This window comes from Kitasatospora sp. NPDC049285, assembly GCF_040678815.1.
In the GTDB taxonomy this organism is placed as follows: domain Bacteria; phylum Actinomycetota; class Actinomycetes; order Streptomycetales; family Streptomycetaceae; genus Kitasatospora.
The window spans coordinates 137,982-153,785 of record NZ_JBFAQR010000006.1; the positions used below are offsets into that span (position 1 = coordinate 137,982).

Here is a 15,804-nt window from a genome sequence, read left to right on the forward strand (position 1 = left end):
CCGGCGAACGCCGGAGGGCGCGGAGCATGGGGGTGGAACATGAGGCAGGCTCACATGCTAGGTACTGACAGGTAACACAACAAGAGTCAGAACAGCACCGCCGAGCAGCAGTTGGACCCCGGAACGCAGTCGAGCCGCCGCTCGCACCCGTCAGGAGGGTGAGGGAGGCGGCTCGACCGGTCCGCGGCGCGCGTCAGCCGACGTTGGCGCAGGAGTTGCCGAACGCCGGGTTCAGGGCGCCGATCAGGTTGGCGGTGTTGCCGCAGACGTTGACCGGGATGTGCACCGGAACCTGGATCGCGTTGCCGGAGAGCACGCCGGGGGAGCCGGCGGCCACACCCTCGGCCTCGCTGCTCGCCATGGCGGAGCCGGCACCGGCGGCGACGATACCCACGACGGCGGCGCCGACGGCGGCGGCCTTCTTGATGCTCATATGAGTCTCCTCGAAAAATCAGATCTTCCAATTGCCGCGCCGGGGGCTACCGCAAGGAAGCACACGGGACGTGCACCGGGCCAACGAGGCGTTTCGCAATCGGTTGCGCGGACTCCCGCACAATCACCCGACCGGCGCAACCGACGCATTCGGGTGACGGTGGAATCCGCCCGTTTCCCCGCGCCCCCTGGTTCGTTCTTCCTGGCGAAACCCGCTCCACCGCAAGAAATGAGACTGCATCATGCGCAAGCTCGCCTACGGCGCGTTCGGCTCCGCGGCCGCCGCGGCCCTGCTCCTCGGTGCCGCCGGTGCGGCCTCGGCCCACGGCGCCCACGGCGCGTCGGCCGAGGGCGTGGCGGCCGGCTCCCCCGGCGTGCTCTCCGGCAACCTGATCCAGGTGCCGGTGCACGTCCCGGTCAACGTCTGCGGCAACACCGTCGACGTGATCGGTCTCCTGAACCCGGCGTTCGGCAACTCCTGCGCCAACGTCTCCTGACGGCCGGCCGGCCCGACGGCCGTACCCCAGCCGGGCCGGCTCCGCAGATCCCAGGCCGTGGCCCCCGGCCCGCCTGGCGCGCCGCGAGGGCGACCGCTCGCAGCCGTGAGTGAGCGATCGTCGGCGCACTCGTAAACGCGGCAGGTATCGCCCAAGCCACGGGCGACACGCAGGTGTTGAGCCGCGGGAGTGACATTCACGGCCCATCCCGAAAGCGGCGGGCGATGATGCCAATCGCCCGGCACCCGACCATCCACAGTCGGGCAGAACGTGAGGAATACAGCTATGCGCAACTTCAAGAAGGCCGCGGTCCTGTCCATCGCCGCCGCCGGCCTGGTCCTCGGCTCGGCCGGTCTGGCCAACGCCTCCGCCGAGGCCGAGGGCGTCGCCGCCGGCTCCCCGGGTGTGCTCTCCGGCAACCTGATCCAGGTCCCGGTGCACGTCCCGGTCAACGTCTGCGGCAACTCGATCAACGTGATCGGTCTGCTGAACCCGGCGTTCGGCAACCACTGCGCCAACGTCGGCTGAACTGCCTGACGCAGCAGTGTTCGCGCCGCACCGCGCACCCCGCGGTGCGGCGCACCCCCTCCCTGTGTGATCTAGGAGATCAACCCCCATGCAGAACGTGAAGAAGGCCGCGGTCCTGTCCGCCGCCGCCGCCGGTCTGGTCCTCGGCTCGGCCGGCCTGGCCAACGCCTCCTCCTCGGCCGAGGGCGTCGCCGCCAACTCCCCCGGCGTGCTCTCCGGCAACCTGATCCAGGTGCCGGTGCACGTCCCGGTCAACGTCTGCGGCAACTCGATCGACGTGGTCGGCCTGCTGAACCCGGCGTTCGGCAACTCCTGCGCCAACGTGGACGCGCCGCACGTGGAGCACCACATGGACGACGACGACTGCTGATCGGCCCCGGCCGACCGGTAACCCCGTGCTCCTGCCCCTCGGCCCGACGGCCGGGGGGCTGCGGCGTTCCGACGCACCGTCACCACCCTCCTCACCCCGAAGGATCGCTCGATGTCCCGGAAGACCAGCGGCGCCGTCGCGGCGCTCGGCGCCGCGATGCTGCTCGGCGGCGTGTCCGCCCAGGCCGCCCACGCGGCGCCCGCCCCGCCGGCCGGCGGCCTGCCGCTGCCCGCCACCCACCTGCAGAACACCGACGCCCAGCAGGCCGTGGGCGGCACCACCAACGCGCTCGGCTACGCGATCGCCCCGGTCAAGGACCTGCGGCTGGACCCGTGGGCCGGCTCCTCCGCGGACGTCCTGAACAACGGCGTCGCGGTCGAGCCCGACAACGGCCTGGCCCCGGTCGGCACCGCCCCGCTGACCGCCCCGCTGAGCGGCGGCGGCGGCCCCGACTCGCTGCCGGTGGCCGGGCCGCTGCTCGGCGTGCTGCCGGGCTGAGCGGGCGTGCGACGGCCCGGGCCCGCTCCGCTGCCGGAGGGGCCCGGGCCGTCGCCCTGCTGACGGCGGGTCAGAGGGCGGTCTGGTCCAGCGCGCCGCCGAGCGTCTCCACCGGGCCGGCCTGGTCCATGATGCCGCCGACCGTGCCGGTGGTGGTGGCCGCCAGGTTCTTCGCCGAGTCGGTGACCGAGATCTGGTCCTGCTCGCCGCCGAGCGAGGCGCTGGCGCCGGGGACGGCCTGCACCGGGCCGGTGACCAGGTGCGGGTCCACCTTGTCCAGGGTCAGCGCGGCGTCGGTCAGCTGGCCGCTCTCGCCCTGCACGAAGGAGACCGGTCGGCCCAGCCCCACCGCCGGGCCGGCCAGGTTCAACGGGGCGGCCGGGGCGTCCAGGCCCAGGGTGCCGAGCTCCGCACCGTGGTCGGCCTCGGGCAGCGGCAGGGTGGCGCCCAGCGACGGGCCCGCCTTGCCGCCGTTGATGGCCGGCAGCACGTGGTCCGGCATCGGCTGCGACGGGCTCTGACCGGTCTCGGTCGGCGGCATCAGCGGCGAGGTGGGGATCCCGCCGTGGATCTCGCCGCCGTCCGGCAGCAGCGGGAGTGGCGCGGTGGCCGCGCTCAGCGGGATGGTGAACGGCACCTCCTGGGTGGCCAGTCCGTTCTCGATCGCGGCCACGTCGGCCGGGGTCTTCGGAGCCGCCTGGGCCGCGCCCTGCGCCGCCACCACGCCGGCGCCGACCGCCAGCAGCAGGGCGCCGGTCGCCCGCTTGGAGAGCTTCATGCTGTTCGCCGTTCGTTCGGTTACGGGGGGTTGAAAGGGGTACGGAAAGCACCCTGCGAACGAGCCACGGCCCGGGTGGATTGCGACAGTTAACCGAAACGGCGTAATAGTCCGACCGGCGCACGGGGAAAACGGCGATCCTCGACGAATTTCCCGGGAACCCCGTAACTTTCCCAGTCGCCATTCTTTGATCCCGACGACGACGGGGCAGCACCCCTCGAACGGCATTTCAGAGAGGTATCTCCATCATGCTCAAGAAGACTTTCGCTACCGCCGGCCTGGCCGCCGCCGCGCTGGCCGCGGTGTCCACCCCCGCCGTCGCGATCGGCAACGCGGACGGCGCGGCCGGCTCCATCCAGGGCAACGGCGGCACCAACGCGACCGGCACCTGGGGCAGCCACAGCCCGAACTTCCACTTCGCGGACAACCCGAACATCTGCCTGCCGGAGATCCACAACATCGGCGTGGCGGTCCTCGGTGTGGCGGTCCCGGTCGAGGTCGATGCCCTCAACAACCAGCCCAAGCAGACCTGTGTGGTCGGCGAGGGCACCGTCGGCAGCGGCGACGGCGGCGTCTCCCACCTGGTCGGCTGACGCACCGCCACCGCCTGCGGCGCGGAGCCCCCGCTCCGCGCGACACAGCCGCCCGGTCCGCTCCCCCGGCCGGGCGGCCGGGCCCAGCCCGAGCCACGGGTTGGGCCGCCGCTCCACTCCATCAGATCCGAAAAGGAAACCCCAATGATCAAGAAGGCTCTCGCCGCCGTCGGCGTCGCCGCCGCCGGTCTCGCCATGACCGCCTCCCCCGCGATGGCGATCACCGACGCGGACGGCTCCGCCACCTCGGTCCAGGGCAACGGCGGTACCAACGCCACCGGCACCTCGGGCGCCCACAGCCCGAACTTCCACACCCTGGACAACCCGAACATCTGCCTGCCGGAGGTCCACAACATCGCCGTTGCGGCCCTCATCGGTGTCGCGGTGCCGGTCGAGGCCAACGTCCTGAACAACAACCCGGAGCAGACCTGCGACGTCGGCCAGAACACCCTGGGCAGCGGCGACGGTGGCGTCAGCCACCTGATCGGCTGATCTCCCGTTCGAAGCCGGCCGCCGGGTCCGGGGGGAGCCTCTCCCCGCGGGCCCGGCGGTGCCATGTCTCCGGCCGCTCCCGGATACCCGTTCGTCTGCGGTGCGATCGGGTGGATCGGAGCTCCGGTGGGCGCGTGCAGCGCCGAACCAGCCGCATCCCTGTGTTGACGTAGGAACATCCCCTGACGCAGAGAGGACCTCTCATGAAGAGCAAGCTGGGCAAGGCCCTGGTCACCACGGTCGCCGCGGTGGCGCTGGCCGGTGTCGCCGCCCCCGCGTACGCGCACGTCGCCGCCGGCGGCGGCCAGGAGGGCATCGCCACCGCTGACGAGCCGTTCGTGGCCGGCCACTGGGCGGGCTTCGCCGAGACCTCGCACATCTTCACCGCGGGCGGTGGCTACTTCTGGGCCACCGACGAGGCCACCGGCGGCGGCGAGGGCGGCATCGTCGAAATCCACTGACGTCGCGTCAACGACGAAGGGCGCGGGAGCGATCGACGGCTCCCGCGCCCTTCGTACGTGCTGACGGGAGGTCAGCGCACCATCCGGGCGGCCTCGGTGGCCCAGTAGGTGAGGATCTGGTCGGCGCCGGCCCGGCGGATCGAGGTGAGGGTCTCCAGGATGATCCGCTCGCGGTCCACCCAGCCGTTGGCGGCGGCGGCCTCGACCATCGAGTACTCGCCGGAGACCTGGTAGGCGGCGACCGGCACCGGCGAGGCGTCGGCGACCTGGCGGACGATGTCGAGGTAGGACATCGCGGGCTTGACCATCACCAGGTCGGCGCCCTCGGCGAGGTCGAGCTCCAGCTCGCGCAGCGACTCGCGGGCGTTGGCCGGGTCCTGCTGGTAGCTCTTGCGGTCGCCCCGCAGCGAGGAGCCGACCGCCTCCCGGAACGGGCCGAAGAACGCGGAGGCGTACTTGGCGGTGTAGGCGAGGATGCCGGTGTCCTGGTGGCCGGCGGCGTCCAGCGCGCGGCGGACCACGCCGATCTGACCGTCCATCATGCCGGACGGGCCGACCAGGTGGACGCCGGCGTCGGCCTGCACCACGGCCATCTCGGCGTAGCGCTCCAGGGTGGCGTCGTTGTCGACCGAGCCGTCCGCGGCGAGCACGCCGCAGTGGCCGTGGTCGGTGTACTCGTCCAGGCACAGGTCGGACATCACCACGAGGGCGTCGCCGACCTCGGCGACCACGTCGCGGATGGCGACCTGGAGGATGCCGTCGGGGTTGGTGCCCTCGGAGCCGATCGCGTCCTGCACCTCGGGGACGCCGAACAGCATGATGCCGCCGACGCCCGCCTCGGCGGCCTCGACCGCGGCCCGGCGCAGGGTGTCACGGGTGTGCTGGACCACGCCCGGCATCGAGCCGATCGGCCGCGGCTCGGTGATCCCCTCCCGGACGAACGCCGGCAGGATCAGCTCCGCCGGGTGCAGCCGGGTCTCGGCGACCAGCCGGCGCATGGCGGGCGTCGCCCGGAGGCGGCGGGGTCGGACGGAGGGGAATTCGGCGGACACTTCGAAGGCTCCCTGTGGTCGCGAAGGCGTCAGGGGAAGCCTGGCGGGCTCCCCCTGACGAAGGGTCAGCGCGCCTTGCGGCGCGAGCCGGGGCGTCGCTCGCTCGGCCGGTAGACCGGCTCGCCCGCCGCGGTGGCGGTGTCCCGGCGGACGGCCCCGAAGTCGGCGAGCGCCTGGGCCAGCGCGGAGGCCGAGGGGGCCGGGGCCATCACGTCGACCCGCAGGCCGTGCTCCTCCGCCGTCTTGGCGGTGGCCGGGCCGATGCAGGCGATGACGGTCACGTTGTGCGGCTTGCCGGCGATGCCGACCAGGTTGCGGACGGTCGAGGACGAGGTGAAGAGCACCGCGTCGAAGCCGCCGCCCTTGATCGCCTCGCGGGTCTCGGCCGGCGGCGGCGAGGCGCGCACGGTCCGGTACGCCGTCACGTCGTCGACCTCCCAGCCGAGCTCGACCAGGCCGGCCACCAGGGTCTCGGTGGCGATGTCGGCGCGCGGCAGCAGCACCCGGTCGATCGGGTCGAAGACCGGGTCGTAGGGCGGCCAGTCCTCCAGCAGCCCGGCGGCGGACTGCTCGCCGGACGGCACCAGGTCGGGCTTCACGCCGAAGTCGACCAGCGCCTGCGCGGTGGTCTCGCCGACCGCGGCGACCTTGATCCCGGCGAACGCCCGGGCATCCAGCCCGTACTCCTCGAACTTCTCCCGGACCGCTTTGACCGCGTTCACCGAGGTGAAGGCGATCCACTCGTAGCGGCCGGTGACCAGGCCCTTGATCGCCCGCTCCATCTGCTGCGGGGTGCGCGGCGGCTCGACCGCGATGGTCGGCACCTCCTGCGGCACCGCGCCGTACGAGCGCAGCTGCTCGGACAGGCCGTGCGCCTGCTCCTTGGTGCGCGGGACGAGCACGTTCCAGCCGAACAGCGGCTTGGTCTCGAACCACGAGTGCGAGGCCCGGTGGGCGACCTGCTCGCCCACCACGGCTATCACCGGCGTCGCCGGGTCCACCGGGGCGGAGACCGGCGAGGGCAGCACCCGGGCGGCCTTCAGGTCGGCGGCGATGGCGGCGAGGGTGGAGGTGAAGGTGCGCTGCCGGGTGGTGGTGCCGGAGAGCGTCGCGGAGAGCGCCGCGTCCGGCTTGCGGCCGTGCGCGACCAGCGCGTTGGCGGTCACCGGCAGCTGGCCCAGGGTGGTGCGCACCACCAGGGTGGTGTCCGGCACGCCGAGGTCGACCAGCTGGCCGGCCAGCAGCGCGTCGCCGTCCACGAAGCGCACGTCCGCGCCCTGGCCGGCGCGCAGCGGCACGCCCGCGTAGGCGGGCACGCCGACCGACTGGGCGACGCCGGGGACGACCTCGAACGGCACGCCGGCGTGGGCGCAGCGCAGCATCTCGTCGGCGGCGGCGCCGTCCAGGCCGGGGTCGCCGTCGACGGTGCGGACCAGGTGGCGGCCGGCCTTCACCGCGTCGGCGGCGAGCGCGGCGATCTGTGCGCCGGCCTCGCACGGGTCGAGGACCTGCACGGCGGCCGGACAGTGGGTGCGCACCGCGGCGGCGGTCACCGGGTCGGCGATCAGGACGTCGGCGGTGCCGAGCACGTCGACGGCGCGCAGGGTGAGCAGCCCCGGGTCGCCGGGTCCGGCGCCGAGGAAGGTGCAGCGCCCTGCGGGCGGGTGGAATCCGGCGGCGGTCATCGGGCGCGCTCCCCCATCAGGTCGGCCGCGCCGGTTTCGAGCAGCCGGGCGGCGAGGGCGCGGCCCAGGGCCGCGGCCTGCTCCTCGGCGGCGTCGTCGGGGACGAGCGGGCCGTTTGCGGACATCTTGAGCAGTTCGACGCCGTCGGGGGTGCCGACCACGGCGTCGAGGCGCAGTTCCGCGCCGTGCCAGGCGGCCAGCGCGGCGACCGGCGCGGAGCAGCCGGCCTCCAGGGTCGCCAGCAGGGCGCGCTCGGCGACCACGGCGGCCCGGGTGGGGGTGTGGTCGAGCGCGCCGAGGGCGGCGGCGAGGGTCGGGTCGATGCACTCGACGGCCAGCGCGCCCTGCCCGGGGGCGGGCAGCATCAGCACGGTGTCGAGGTGGTCGGTGATCTCGGCGGAGCGGCCGAGGCGGTTGAGGCCGGCGGTGGCGAGCACCACGGCGTCCAGCCGGCCGTCGGTGACGTAGCCGATCCGGGTGTCCACGTTGCCGCGGATCGCGACGGTCTCCAGGTCGGCGCCGCGGGCCCGGGCCCAGGCGTTGAGCTGGGCCATCCGGCGCGGGGAGCCGGTGCCGATCCGCACGGTGCGGCCGTCGCTCCTGGCGACCAGCTCGGCGAGCGAGAGGCCGTCGCGGGCGATCAGGGCGTCGCGGACGTCCTCGCGCTCGGGGACGGCGGCCAGCAGCAGCCCGGCGGGGGCGGTGGTCGGCAGGTCCTTCAGCGAGTGGACGGCCAGGTCGATCCGGCCGTCCAGCAGGGCGTCGCGCAGCGCGGAGACGAACACGCCGGTGCCGCCGATCTGCGCCAGCGACTCCCGGGAGACGTCCCCGAAGGTGGTGATCTCGACCAGTTCGACCCGGCGGCCGGTGACCTTGGCGACCTCCTCGGCGACCATGCCCGACTGGGCCATGGCGAGGGCGCTGCGACGGGTGCCGAGGCGGAGCGCCGGCACTGTCTCCTGACCGTTCATGAGGTGACCGTCCTGGTCGTGCTGGTGGGGTGACGGGGTGTTCATCTGGAGGCTCCGGCGGGCGGGGCTAGGGCTGTCTGGGCGGCGGGGATGCCGCCGGCCGGGATCGACGAGCCGGCCTGCGCACCGATGGGGGTTCCGGAGACGGCGTGCACGGCGGCCGGGTCGAGGTCGAACAGTTCGCGCAGCGCCTCCGCGTAGGAGGCGCCGCCGGGTTCGGCGGCGAGCTGCTTGACCTTGACGGTCGGCGCGTGCAGCAGCTTGTCGACCACCCGGCGCACGGTCTGCGAGATCTCCGCGCGGGAGCGCTCGTCCAGGTCGGGCAGCCGGGAGGTGAGTCGGGCCAGTTCGCCGCTGACCACCTCGGAGGCCATGGCGCGCAGGGCGACCACGGTGGGGGCGATCCGGGCGGCGCGCTGCGCCTGGCCGAAGGCGGTGACCTCGTCGGCGACGATGGTGGAGACCGCCTGCACGTCGCCGGCGCCGGGGGTGGCGGCGTGCGCGTGCGAGAGGCTCTCCAGGTCGACCAGCAGGGCGCCGGGCAGCTCGTGCACGGCGTGGTCGACGTCGCGGGGCATGGCGAGGTCGAGGAAGGCGAGCGGGGCGGCGGCGGTGCGCAGGGCCAGGGCGGCGGCCACCTCGGCGGCGCCGATCACGGTGCCGGCCGCGCCGGTGCAGGAGATCACCAGGTCGACGTCGGCGAGCGCCTGCGGGACCTTGGCGAGGTCCAGGGTGCGGGCGGCACCGCCGAGGATCTCCACCAGCCGCTCGGCGCGGGCCGCGGTGCGGTTGGCGATCAGCAGGTCGGTGACGCCGGAGCGGACCAGCGTGGCGGCGGCCAGCGAGCTCATCGAGCCGGCGCCGACCACCAGGGCGCGCTTGCCGGCGATCGGCCCGGCGCCGGCCGCGACCTGCTCCAGGCCGAAGGTGACCAGCGACTGGCCGGCCTTGTCGATGCCGGTCTCGCTGTGCGCCCGCTTGCCGACCCGCAGGGCCTGCTGGAACAGCTCGTTGAGGCCGCGTCCGGCGGTGTGCTCGTCCTGCGCGGTGGCCAGCGCGTCGCGCAGCTGGCCGAGGATCTGGCCCTCGCCGACCACCATCGAGTCCAGGCCGCAGGCGACCGAGAAGAGGTGGTGGACGGCGCGGTCCTCGTAGTGCACGTACAGGTGGGCGGTGAGTTCGTCCAGGTCGACGCCGCTGTGCGCGGCGAGCAGCTGGGAGAGTTCGGCGACGCCCGCGTGGAACTTGTCGACGTCGGCGTAGAGCTCGATCCGGTTGCAGGTGTTGACCAGTGCCGCCTCGGCGACGGTCGCGGAGGCCGCGGCGTCGTGCAGCAGCCGGGTCGGGGTCTCGCCGGTGAGCGCGGCGCGCTCCAGGACCCCGACCGGTGCCGTCCGGTGGCTCAGGCCGACTACCAGAAGACTCATGCCCCCACCTCGTTGTGACGGATGTGTGCGCTCACGCCGGCATCACCGCGGACATCTCACCGTCGGTTCCGGTGGCCGCCGGCGTGGCCTTGGCCTGCTCGGACTTGGCGCCGCCGGCCGCGCGGCGGAGCTTGGCGGCGGCGGCGCGGACCGGCCCGGGGGCGCGGTCGAGCACCGAGTCCCCGGCGGAGGGCTCGTCGCCGGCCTTGCGCTGCTCGTGGAAGGCGAGGATCTGCAGCTCTATCGACAGGTCGACCTTGCGCACGTCCACGCCGTCCGGGACGGTCAGCACGGTGGGGGCGAAGTTCAGGATGCTGGTCACACCGGCCTCGACCAGGCGGTCGCAGACCTGCTGGGCGGCGCCGGGCGGGGTGGTGATCACGCCGATCGAGACCTGCTGGCCGGCCACGATCTCCTCGAGCTCGTCCATGTGCCGCACCGGCAGTCCGGCCGCGGTGCTGCCGACCACGTTGGGGTCGGCGTCCAGCAGCGCGGCCACCCGGAACCCGCGGGAGGCGAAGCCGCCGTAGTTGGCGAGGGCGTGCCCGAGGTTTCCGATGCCGACGATGACGACCGGCCAGTCCTGGGTGAGGCCCAGCTCGCGGGAGATCTGGTAGACGAGGTACTCGACGTCGTAGCCGACGCCGCGGGTCCCGTAGGAGCCGAGGTAGGAGAAGTCCTTGCGCAGCTTGGCCGAGTTGACGCCGGCCGCGGCCGCGAGCTCCTCGGAGGAGACGGTCGGCACGGACCGCTCGGACAGCGCGGTGAGCGCCCGCAGGTAGAGCGGGAGGCGGGCCACCGTCGCCTCCGGGATGCCCCGGGCACGCGACGGGCGGCGCCCGGCGCCCTGGTCGGGCGTCTGCGAACTGCTGGGTGAGGGTCGGCCGATTGCCACGGTGCTCCTGTGGGTGAAGCTGGGCTTGGAACGCCAGGCTATGCGTTTGTGAACGTGTGCACAAAGATGGTGTCCGATTTGTCCCTGCACAGTGACACGCATCACTCGCCCCCCGGCGCGCCGATGAGCTGCCACGGGCCCTCGGCCCCCGCCGGACGCGGCCCGTGCGGCAGCGACCGGCGGCGCAGCGCCACCCCGCCGGCGGCCCGGCCCGACCGCGCGGGGGCCAGCCGGGGCCAGGGCACCTCCGCCGCGGACGGCTGCTCCGGGCGCCGGGGCGCGGGCTCGTCGCGCAGGCAGTGCCGCAGCAGTCCGGCGGTGGCCCGGGCGTCGCCGAGCGCGGTGTGCGCGGGGAACCAGCCGAGCCCGGCCGCCGCCGCGCACGCGGCCAGGCCGTAGCTCCCGGCGTCCGACAGCCGGTGCCGGGCCAGGCGCATGGTGCACAGCTGCGGGACGGTCGGCAGCACCACCCCGATCCGGGCGAACTCCCGCTCCAGGAAGGCCCGGTCACAGGCCACGTGGTGGCCGACCAGCACCCGTCCGGCGAGCAGTTCCAGCAGCCTGGGCGCGATCTCCCGGAACCGCGGCGCGCCGGCCACCTCGTCCTGGGTGATCCGGTGCACGTGGGTCGGCCCGACCGGGCCCACGGGGTCGAGCAGGGTCGCGAACTCGCCCTCGGTCCGCAGCCCGTCGTCCAGCAGCACCACCGCGACCTCCACCATCCGATGGCGCCAAGGACTACGGCCGGTGGCCTCGACGTCGACGACGGCGTAGCCGTCCATCGCGCCCTCCTCTGCATCAGCCCCCGGCGGACTCGGAAACGCGCTCGATCGTAAGCCGATCAGTTGATGAATTCCTAGGCCGATCTTCATCGGACGCTCACGAAGGAATGCCGGGCTGCCCGCGATCATGCGGCTGATCTGCGCGTTCGGGGCCGGGCCCGGGGGCGGGGCGGGAGGATAACGCAAGGGCGGAGAACGGGCCCGGGCGGGTCAGCCCAGTGCGGTGCGCAGCCGGGTCTCGTCGACCCGCCAGAAGTCGTGCTGGCGGCCGTCGATCAAGGTGACCGGGATCTGCTCCCAGTACTTCTCGTACAGCTCGGCATCCTGCAGGATGTCCTTCTCCTCGAAGGCGGCGCCGAGCTCCCCGGTCACCCTGACGATCACGGCCCGGGCCTCGTCGCACAGGTGGCAGCCGGGCTTGCCGATCAGGGTGACGGTGGAGTCGGCGGGGTTCTTCTTCTTGGTGTCACGTCGCAGCAGGCTCACCGGTTCATTGTGCCGCCCGCCGCGGCCCGCTCCGCCCGTACGGGGTGGGCCGGTCGCCCCGCGTTCACCGGTGCGGCATCCCGACGTCACGGGGCCGGGGGGCCCGGCTGACTATGCTCGTTGCATGGCCGCGCTGAGAAGGCTCACCCAGGCAAGGCGTTCCCCCGACGAACGGACCGCCCTGGCGGGCGAGGCCGCGGCCGACGCCGCCGAGTCCGCGCTCGCCGCCGAGTCCGGGACCGACGCCGGATCCGCGCCCGCCGACGCCGCGTCCGAGCCGCCGGCCGGCGGGAAGCCCAAGGCCCCCGAGGGCGACCACACGCCGGTGCCCGGGGACGCCCGCGCCGCCGCCTTCTTCGACTGCGACAACACCATCCTGCGCGGCGCCGCGATCTTCTACCTCGGCGTCGGCCTGTACCGCCGCCGCTTCCTCTCCCGCCGCGACGTGGCCCGGTTCGCCTGGCAGCAGGCCGTGTTCCGGCTGCGCGGCTCGGAGAACCCCGAGCACATCGCCGACGCCCGGGACAGCGCGCTCGGCCTGGTCGCCGGCAAGCGCACCGCCGACCTGGAGAAGATCTGCGAGGAGATCTTCGAACCGGTGCTGGCCGAGAAGATCTGGCCCGGCACCCGCGCCCTGGTGCAGATGCACCTGGACGCCGGCCAGCGGGTCTGGCTGGTCACCGCCGCCCCGCAGGAGGTGGCCCGGATCATCGCCCGCCGGCTCGGCATGACCGGCGCGCTGGGCACCGTCTCGGAGATCCGGCACGGCGAGTACACCGGCAAGCTGGTCGGCGGGATGCTGCACGGCCCGGCCAAGGCCGCCGCCGTCCAGGCGCTGGCCCGCCGCGAGCAGCTGGACCTGGCCCGCTGCGCCGCGTTCAGCGACTCCGCCAACGACATCCCGATGCTCACCCTGGTCGGCCACCCGTACGTGATCAACCCGGACGGCGCGCTGCGCCGGCACGCCCGGGCGATGGGCTGGCGGGTGCGCGACTTCCGCACCGGACGCAAGGCCGCTCGGATCGGCCTGCCCGCCGCGGCCGGCCTCGGTGTGCTGGCCGGCGCCACCGCCGCGGCCGTCTCGCTGCGCCGCCGGCACCGCGCCTGACGCCCCGCCCGGCCGGGCGTCCTGACCCGACGTCAACTCGGTGTTCGCCCGCCCACCCCAGGGGTGGTTCCGGCTCACACCAACGAGCGAACGGCGGTACGGAGCACGGTACTTCGCTTCCGTCCGGTGGTGACTGGAACTGATCGTTCGGCAGCCCGGCAAAGTCGGGGGTTGGAAGCGCCGGTACCGGGGAAACCGGGGTGCCGGCCGGACAACCGGTCACCCCCGGTGCACAATCGGTCACATTGGGCCGGATGGATGGCGACAACTCCGGTCAGCGACAGGTGAATATGCGCAAGAAGTGGACCTCATCCGACCACTTCGACCACGCGGTGTAGCTGTCATTGCACAAAGCGTTATTCTCTCCTGGATGCACGCCACCCGAGCGTCCCGTGACGGGTGGTCAGTGCGGCGTGCTCTCCGCACAGGCGGAGGTGATCCGTCCACAGTTCTGCCTCTGGGAGTCCCGTGTACCCACCCGTCCGGAACGACGCGCCAGCCACCTCCCGCCCGTCGACCGCCACTCTGCGCCGCGGTGTGCGCCTGGACCTGCTGTGGGCCGCGATCCGCGATTTCGACCTGCTCGTCCCCCAGCCCGCGGTGGCCGGCGCCGCGTTCACCGCCCCGGCCTTCCCCGCGCCGCTGCTGCGCTCCACCGCGGCGGGCAACACCGCCGCCACCCCGCGCAGCCGGACCGTCCCATCCCCCGGCACCCGCGGCCGCTCCCGCAGCGCGCCCGCCGGACCCGGCTACGACACCGAGCAGAACCCGGTCGTGGAACTGGTCGAGCGGGCCCAGAACGGCGAGAGCGAGGCCTTCGGCCGGCTCTACGACCACTACGCGGACACCGTCTACCGGTACATCTACTACCGGGTCGGCAGCCGGGCCACGGCCGAGGACCTCACCAGCGAGACCTTCCTGCGCGCGCTGCGCCGGATCGGCACCTTCACCTGGCAGGGCCGCGACTTCGGCGCCTGGCTGGTCACCATCGCCCGCAACCTGGTCGCCGACCACTTCAAGTCCAGCCGCTTCCGGCTGGAGGTCACCACCGGCGAGATGCTCGACTCCAACGAGTGCGAGCGCAGCCCGGAGGAGTCGGTGCTGGAGTCGCTCTCCAACGCCGCCCTGCTGGACGCGGTGCACCGACTCAACCCGCAGCAGCAGGAGTGCGTCACGCTCCGGTTCCTACAGGGGCTCTCGGTCGCCGAGACGGCCCGGATCATGGGCAAGAACGAGGGCGCCATCAAGACCCTGCAGTACCGGGCGGTGCGCACGCTGGCCCGCCTGCTGCCGCCGGACGCCCGGTGACCCGCGCCTCGTGGATCCGATAGACCCTGGACCGTCAGTCCCGCCCGGGCGTTGCCACGTCCGGGTGACGGGCCGGTCATCTGCTCTGCTTAATACGCCAGGGGGGTCGTGCGTAACCGACTCCCGACGCCGCTCGTTGGCCAGCGTGAAGTCCGCCATCGGGCCCGCAGTCAAGTGGGGCTTGGAACTGTCACCCGATGGTGTGGTTTCGGCCTGCGGAGACAACCAACCGGCGGGCCACGGTGTCGAAAACGACGAAGGGAGGTGTGGCCCGTGACGGCAAACGTGCTGGAGCACCGGCGGGCGAAGTCCTTCGCCGAGGCGCTGGAGGCCCACCAGAGTGATCACCGGAGCAGCGGCTCGCACCGGGCCGGCTCCGCCGCCATGACCGAGTTGCTCGCCATGGCCGACACGCTCGGTGCGCTCCCCGCCCCCGAGCTCGCCGCCGAGACGCGGACGGTCCAACGCGCCCAGCTGATGGCCGCGTTCGAGCAGCAGTGGGCCGGCGGCGCCCCCACGGCGGTGATCCCCGCCCAGCCGGGCCGGCGGGCCCGCCGCACCCGCTGGGGCCGCCGGCTGGCGATCGGCGGGCTGGTCGCCGGCGTCGCGGTCGGCTCCTTCGCGGGAGCCGCCGCCGCCTCCACCGACGCTCTGCCGGGCGACGCCCTGTACGGCATGAAGCGCGGACTCGAAGGCCTCCAGCTCGACTGGGCGGACTCGGACAGCGAGCGCGGCGCCCTGCTGCTCCAGCAGGCGTCCACCCGGCTGGACGAGGCCCAGTCCCTGCTCGGCCGCTCCGACTCGCCCGGCGCGCTCAGCCCCGCCACGGTGGACCAGGTCCGCCGCGCCCTGGACGACATGCACGCCGAGGCGCTGCGCGGGCGCGACCTGCTGCGGGCCGTCTACCGGTCCAACGGCTCGCTGACCCCGATGCGGCAGCTCGCCGACTTCGCCGGGGAGGACCAGCGCTGGTCCGCGCTGCAGTCCAAGCTGCCGTCCGGGCTCACCACCCAGGCCGACAAGGTGGACCAACTCTTCAGCGACATAAGCGAAGACGTCGCGCCCCTGCGCCTGGAGCAGCCCTCCGGGCCGGGCAGCGGCGGACCGTCCTCGACCGGTGGCACCAGCACCGGCGGCACCGGCACCGGCCAGCAGGTCCCGGGGGTGGGCAACGCTCCGGCGAGCGGCGGCACCAGCGGCCGCAACCCGGGCACCGCGCCGTCCGCCCGGTCCACGCCGTCGCCCAGCACGTCCACCCAGTCCGGCCTCGGCGACCTCCTCGGGACGCTGACCGGCAACACGCCCGCGCCCTCCACCAGCCCGGCGGGCAGCCCGGCCCCCTCGGGCTCGCCGGCCGCGCCGGACGGGCAGGGGATCACCATTCCGCCGCTCATTCCGGGGCTGCTGCCGGGGATCACCCTGGGCTGACATCCGCGGCAGG

The 15,804-nt window shown here is 73.7% G+C and carries 19 protein-coding genes; 10 read left to right on the forward strand and 9 right to left on the reverse strand.

Features of this window, described 5'->3' with window-relative positions; all coding sequences use genetic code 11:
• Positions 1-193: 193 nt before the first annotated feature.
• Positions 194-433 carry a chaplin gene (locus AB0K51_RS06780; protein ID WP_363451285.1) on the reverse strand — a complete coding sequence of 80 codons (240 nt, stop codon included), beginning with the start codon at positions 431-433 and terminating at the stop codon, positions 194-196.
• A gap of 241 nt (positions 434-674) precedes the next feature.
• Here AB0K51_RS06780 and AB0K51_RS06785 point away from each other — a divergent pair, with 241 nt between their 5' ends.
• The 4 genes from AB0K51_RS06785 (at position 675) to AB0K51_RS06800 (ending at position 2,325) form a co-directional block, all read left to right on the forward strand.
• Positions 675-929: a chaplin gene (locus tag AB0K51_RS06785; protein WP_363451287.1), complete on the forward strand. Its 255-nt coding sequence runs from the start codon at positions 675-677 to the stop codon at positions 927-929.
• A gap of 285 nt (positions 930-1,214) precedes the next feature.
• Positions 1,215-1,457: a chaplin gene (locus tag AB0K51_RS06790; protein ID WP_363451289.1), complete on the forward strand. Its 243-nt coding sequence runs from the start codon at positions 1,215-1,217 to the stop codon at positions 1,455-1,457.
• An 88-nt stretch (positions 1,458-1,545) separates the two neighbouring features.
• Complete coding sequence (locus AB0K51_RS06795; protein ID WP_363451291.1) at positions 1,546-1,827, forward strand: chaplin; 282 nt, start codon at positions 1,546-1,548, stop codon at positions 1,825-1,827.
• A 111-nt stretch (positions 1,828-1,938) separates the two neighbouring features.
• Positions 1,939-2,325, forward strand: coding sequence for a hypothetical protein (locus AB0K51_RS06800; RefSeq protein WP_363451293.1), 387 nt, complete (start codon positions 1,939-1,941; stop codon positions 2,323-2,325).
• Between the two features lie 70 nt (positions 2,326-2,395).
• Here AB0K51_RS06800 and AB0K51_RS06805 read toward each other — a convergent pair whose 3' ends face one another.
• Complete coding sequence (locus AB0K51_RS06805) at positions 2,396-3,103, reverse strand: hypothetical protein (RefSeq protein WP_363451295.1); 708 nt, start codon at positions 3,101-3,103, stop codon at positions 2,396-2,398.
• Between the two features lie 248 nt (positions 3,104-3,351).
• Between AB0K51_RS06805 and AB0K51_RS06810 the strand changes: the two genes are divergently transcribed.
• The 3 genes from AB0K51_RS06810 (at position 3,352) to AB0K51_RS06820 (ending at position 4,649) form a co-directional block, all read left to right on the forward strand.
• Entirely contained in the window at positions 3,352-3,696 is a 345-nt protein-coding gene (locus tag AB0K51_RS06810; protein ID WP_363451297.1) for a rodlet layer protein, read from the forward strand.
• Between the two features lie 144 nt (positions 3,697-3,840).
• Positions 3,841-4,188 carry a rodlet layer protein gene (locus tag AB0K51_RS06815; protein ID WP_363451299.1) on the forward strand — a complete coding sequence of 116 codons (348 nt, stop codon included), beginning with the start codon at positions 3,841-3,843 and terminating at the stop codon, positions 4,186-4,188.
• A 203-nt stretch (positions 4,189-4,391) separates the two neighbouring features.
• The gene (locus tag AB0K51_RS06820) at positions 4,392-4,649 is read left to right on the forward strand and encodes a hypothetical protein (protein ID WP_363451301.1); all 258 of its coding nucleotides are present in this window, start codon (positions 4,392-4,394) and stop codon (positions 4,647-4,649) included.
• 71 nt (positions 4,650-4,720) lie between these two features.
• Here AB0K51_RS06820 and hemB read toward each other — a convergent pair whose 3' ends face one another.
• The 7 genes from hemB to AB0K51_RS06855 form a co-directional block, all read right to left on the reverse strand.
• Positions 4,721-5,701 carry a porphobilinogen synthase gene (gene hemB, locus AB0K51_RS06825; RefSeq protein ID WP_363451303.1) on the reverse strand — a complete coding sequence of 327 codons (981 nt, stop codon included), beginning with the start codon at positions 5,699-5,701 and terminating at the stop codon, positions 4,721-4,723.
• 65 nt (positions 5,702-5,766) lie between these two features.
• Positions 5,767-7,386, reverse strand: coding sequence for a uroporphyrinogen-III synthase (locus tag AB0K51_RS06830; RefSeq protein ID WP_363451305.1), 1,620 nt, complete (start codon positions 7,384-7,386; stop codon positions 5,767-5,769).
• Entirely contained in the window at positions 7,383-8,357 is a 975-nt protein-coding gene (gene hemC / locus AB0K51_RS06835; protein WP_363451426.1) for a hydroxymethylbilane synthase, read from the reverse strand. Before hemC ends, AB0K51_RS06830 begins: the two co-directional genes overlap by 4 nt.
• Before the next feature lie 41 nt (positions 8,358-8,398).
• Positions 8,399-9,784: a glutamyl-tRNA reductase gene (locus AB0K51_RS06840; protein ID WP_363451307.1), complete on the reverse strand. Its 1,386-nt coding sequence runs from the start codon at positions 9,782-9,784 to the stop codon at positions 8,399-8,401.
• Between the two features lie 31 nt (positions 9,785-9,815).
• The gene (locus AB0K51_RS06845) at positions 9,816-10,673 is read right to left on the reverse strand and encodes a redox-sensing transcriptional repressor Rex (RefSeq protein ID WP_363451428.1); all 858 of its coding nucleotides are present in this window, start codon (positions 10,671-10,673) and stop codon (positions 9,816-9,818) included.
• Positions 10,674-10,780: 107 nt separating this feature from the next.
• Positions 10,781-11,461 carry a 3'-5' exonuclease gene (locus tag AB0K51_RS06850; RefSeq protein WP_363451309.1) on the reverse strand — a complete coding sequence of 227 codons (681 nt, stop codon included), beginning with the start codon at positions 11,459-11,461 and terminating at the stop codon, positions 10,781-10,783.
• Positions 11,462-11,671: 210 nt separating this feature from the next.
• Positions 11,672-11,947 (reverse strand): glutaredoxin family protein, encoded by a 276-nt coding sequence (locus tag AB0K51_RS06855; RefSeq protein WP_363451311.1) that lies wholly within the window; start codon positions 11,945-11,947, stop codon positions 11,672-11,674.
• Between the two features lie 124 nt (positions 11,948-12,071).
• Between AB0K51_RS06855 and AB0K51_RS06860 the strand changes: the two genes are divergently transcribed.
• From AB0K51_RS06860 to AB0K51_RS06870, 3 genes are all read left to right on the forward strand, one after another.
• Entirely contained in the window at positions 12,072-13,055 is a 984-nt protein-coding gene (locus tag AB0K51_RS06860; protein WP_363451313.1) for an HAD-IB family hydrolase, read from the forward strand.
• A gap of 537 nt (positions 13,056-13,592) precedes the next feature.
• Positions 13,593-14,363, forward strand: coding sequence for an ECF subfamily RNA polymerase sigma factor, BldN family (locus AB0K51_RS06865; protein WP_363451430.1), 771 nt, complete (start codon positions 13,593-13,595; stop codon positions 14,361-14,363).
• 273 nt (positions 14,364-14,636) lie between these two features.
• Positions 14,637-15,791: a DUF5667 domain-containing protein gene (locus AB0K51_RS06870; RefSeq protein WP_363451315.1), complete on the forward strand. Its 1,155-nt coding sequence runs from the start codon at positions 14,637-14,639 to the stop codon at positions 15,789-15,791.
• Positions 15,792-15,804 lie beyond the last annotated feature (13 nt).

Bases quoted from the DNA above. Each gene is read 5' to 3' on its own strand.
- AB0K51_RS06780 (WP_363451285.1), bottom strand. From the start codon at position 433: ATGAGCATCAAGAAGGCCGCCGCCGTCGGCGCCGCCGTCGTGGGTATC.
- AB0K51_RS06785 (WP_363451287.1), top strand. From the start codon at position 675: ATGCGCAAGCTCGCCTACGGCGCGTTCGGCTCCGCGGCCGCCGCGGCC.
- AB0K51_RS06790 (WP_363451289.1), top strand. From the start codon at position 1,215: ATGCGCAACTTCAAGAAGGCCGCGGTCCTGTCCATCGCCGCCGCCGGC.
- AB0K51_RS06795 (WP_363451291.1), top strand. From the start codon at position 1,546: ATGCAGAACGTGAAGAAGGCCGCGGTCCTGTCCGCCGCCGCCGCCGGT.
- AB0K51_RS06800 (WP_363451293.1), top strand. From the start codon at position 1,939: ATGTCCCGGAAGACCAGCGGCGCCGTCGCGGCGCTCGGCGCCGCGATG.
- AB0K51_RS06805 (WP_363451295.1), bottom strand. From the start codon at position 3,103: ATGAAGCTCTCCAAGCGGGCGACCGGCGCCCTGCTGCTGGCGGTCGGC.
- AB0K51_RS06810 (WP_363451297.1), top strand. From the start codon at position 3,352: ATGCTCAAGAAGACTTTCGCTACCGCCGGCCTGGCCGCCGCCGCGCTG.
- AB0K51_RS06815 (WP_363451299.1), top strand. From the start codon at position 3,841: ATGATCAAGAAGGCTCTCGCCGCCGTCGGCGTCGCCGCCGCCGGTCTC.
- AB0K51_RS06820 (WP_363451301.1), top strand. From the start codon at position 4,392: ATGAAGAGCAAGCTGGGCAAGGCCCTGGTCACCACGGTCGCCGCGGTG.
- AB0K51_RS06830 (WP_363451305.1), bottom strand. From the start codon at position 7,386: ATGACCGCCGCCGGATTCCACCCGCCCGCAGGGCGCTGCACCTTCCTC.
- hemC (WP_363451426.1), bottom strand. From the start codon at position 8,357: ATGAACGGTCAGGAGACAGTGCCGGCGCTCCGCCTCGGCACCCGTCGC.
- AB0K51_RS06840 (WP_363451307.1), bottom strand. From the start codon at position 9,784: ATGAGTCTTCTGGTAGTCGGCCTGAGCCACCGGACGGCACCGGTCGGG.
- AB0K51_RS06850 (WP_363451309.1), bottom strand. From the start codon at position 11,461: ATGGACGGCTACGCCGTCGTCGACGTCGAGGCCACCGGCCGTAGTCCT.
- AB0K51_RS06860 (WP_363451313.1), top strand. From the start codon at position 12,072: ATGGCCGCGCTGAGAAGGCTCACCCAGGCAAGGCGTTCCCCCGACGAA.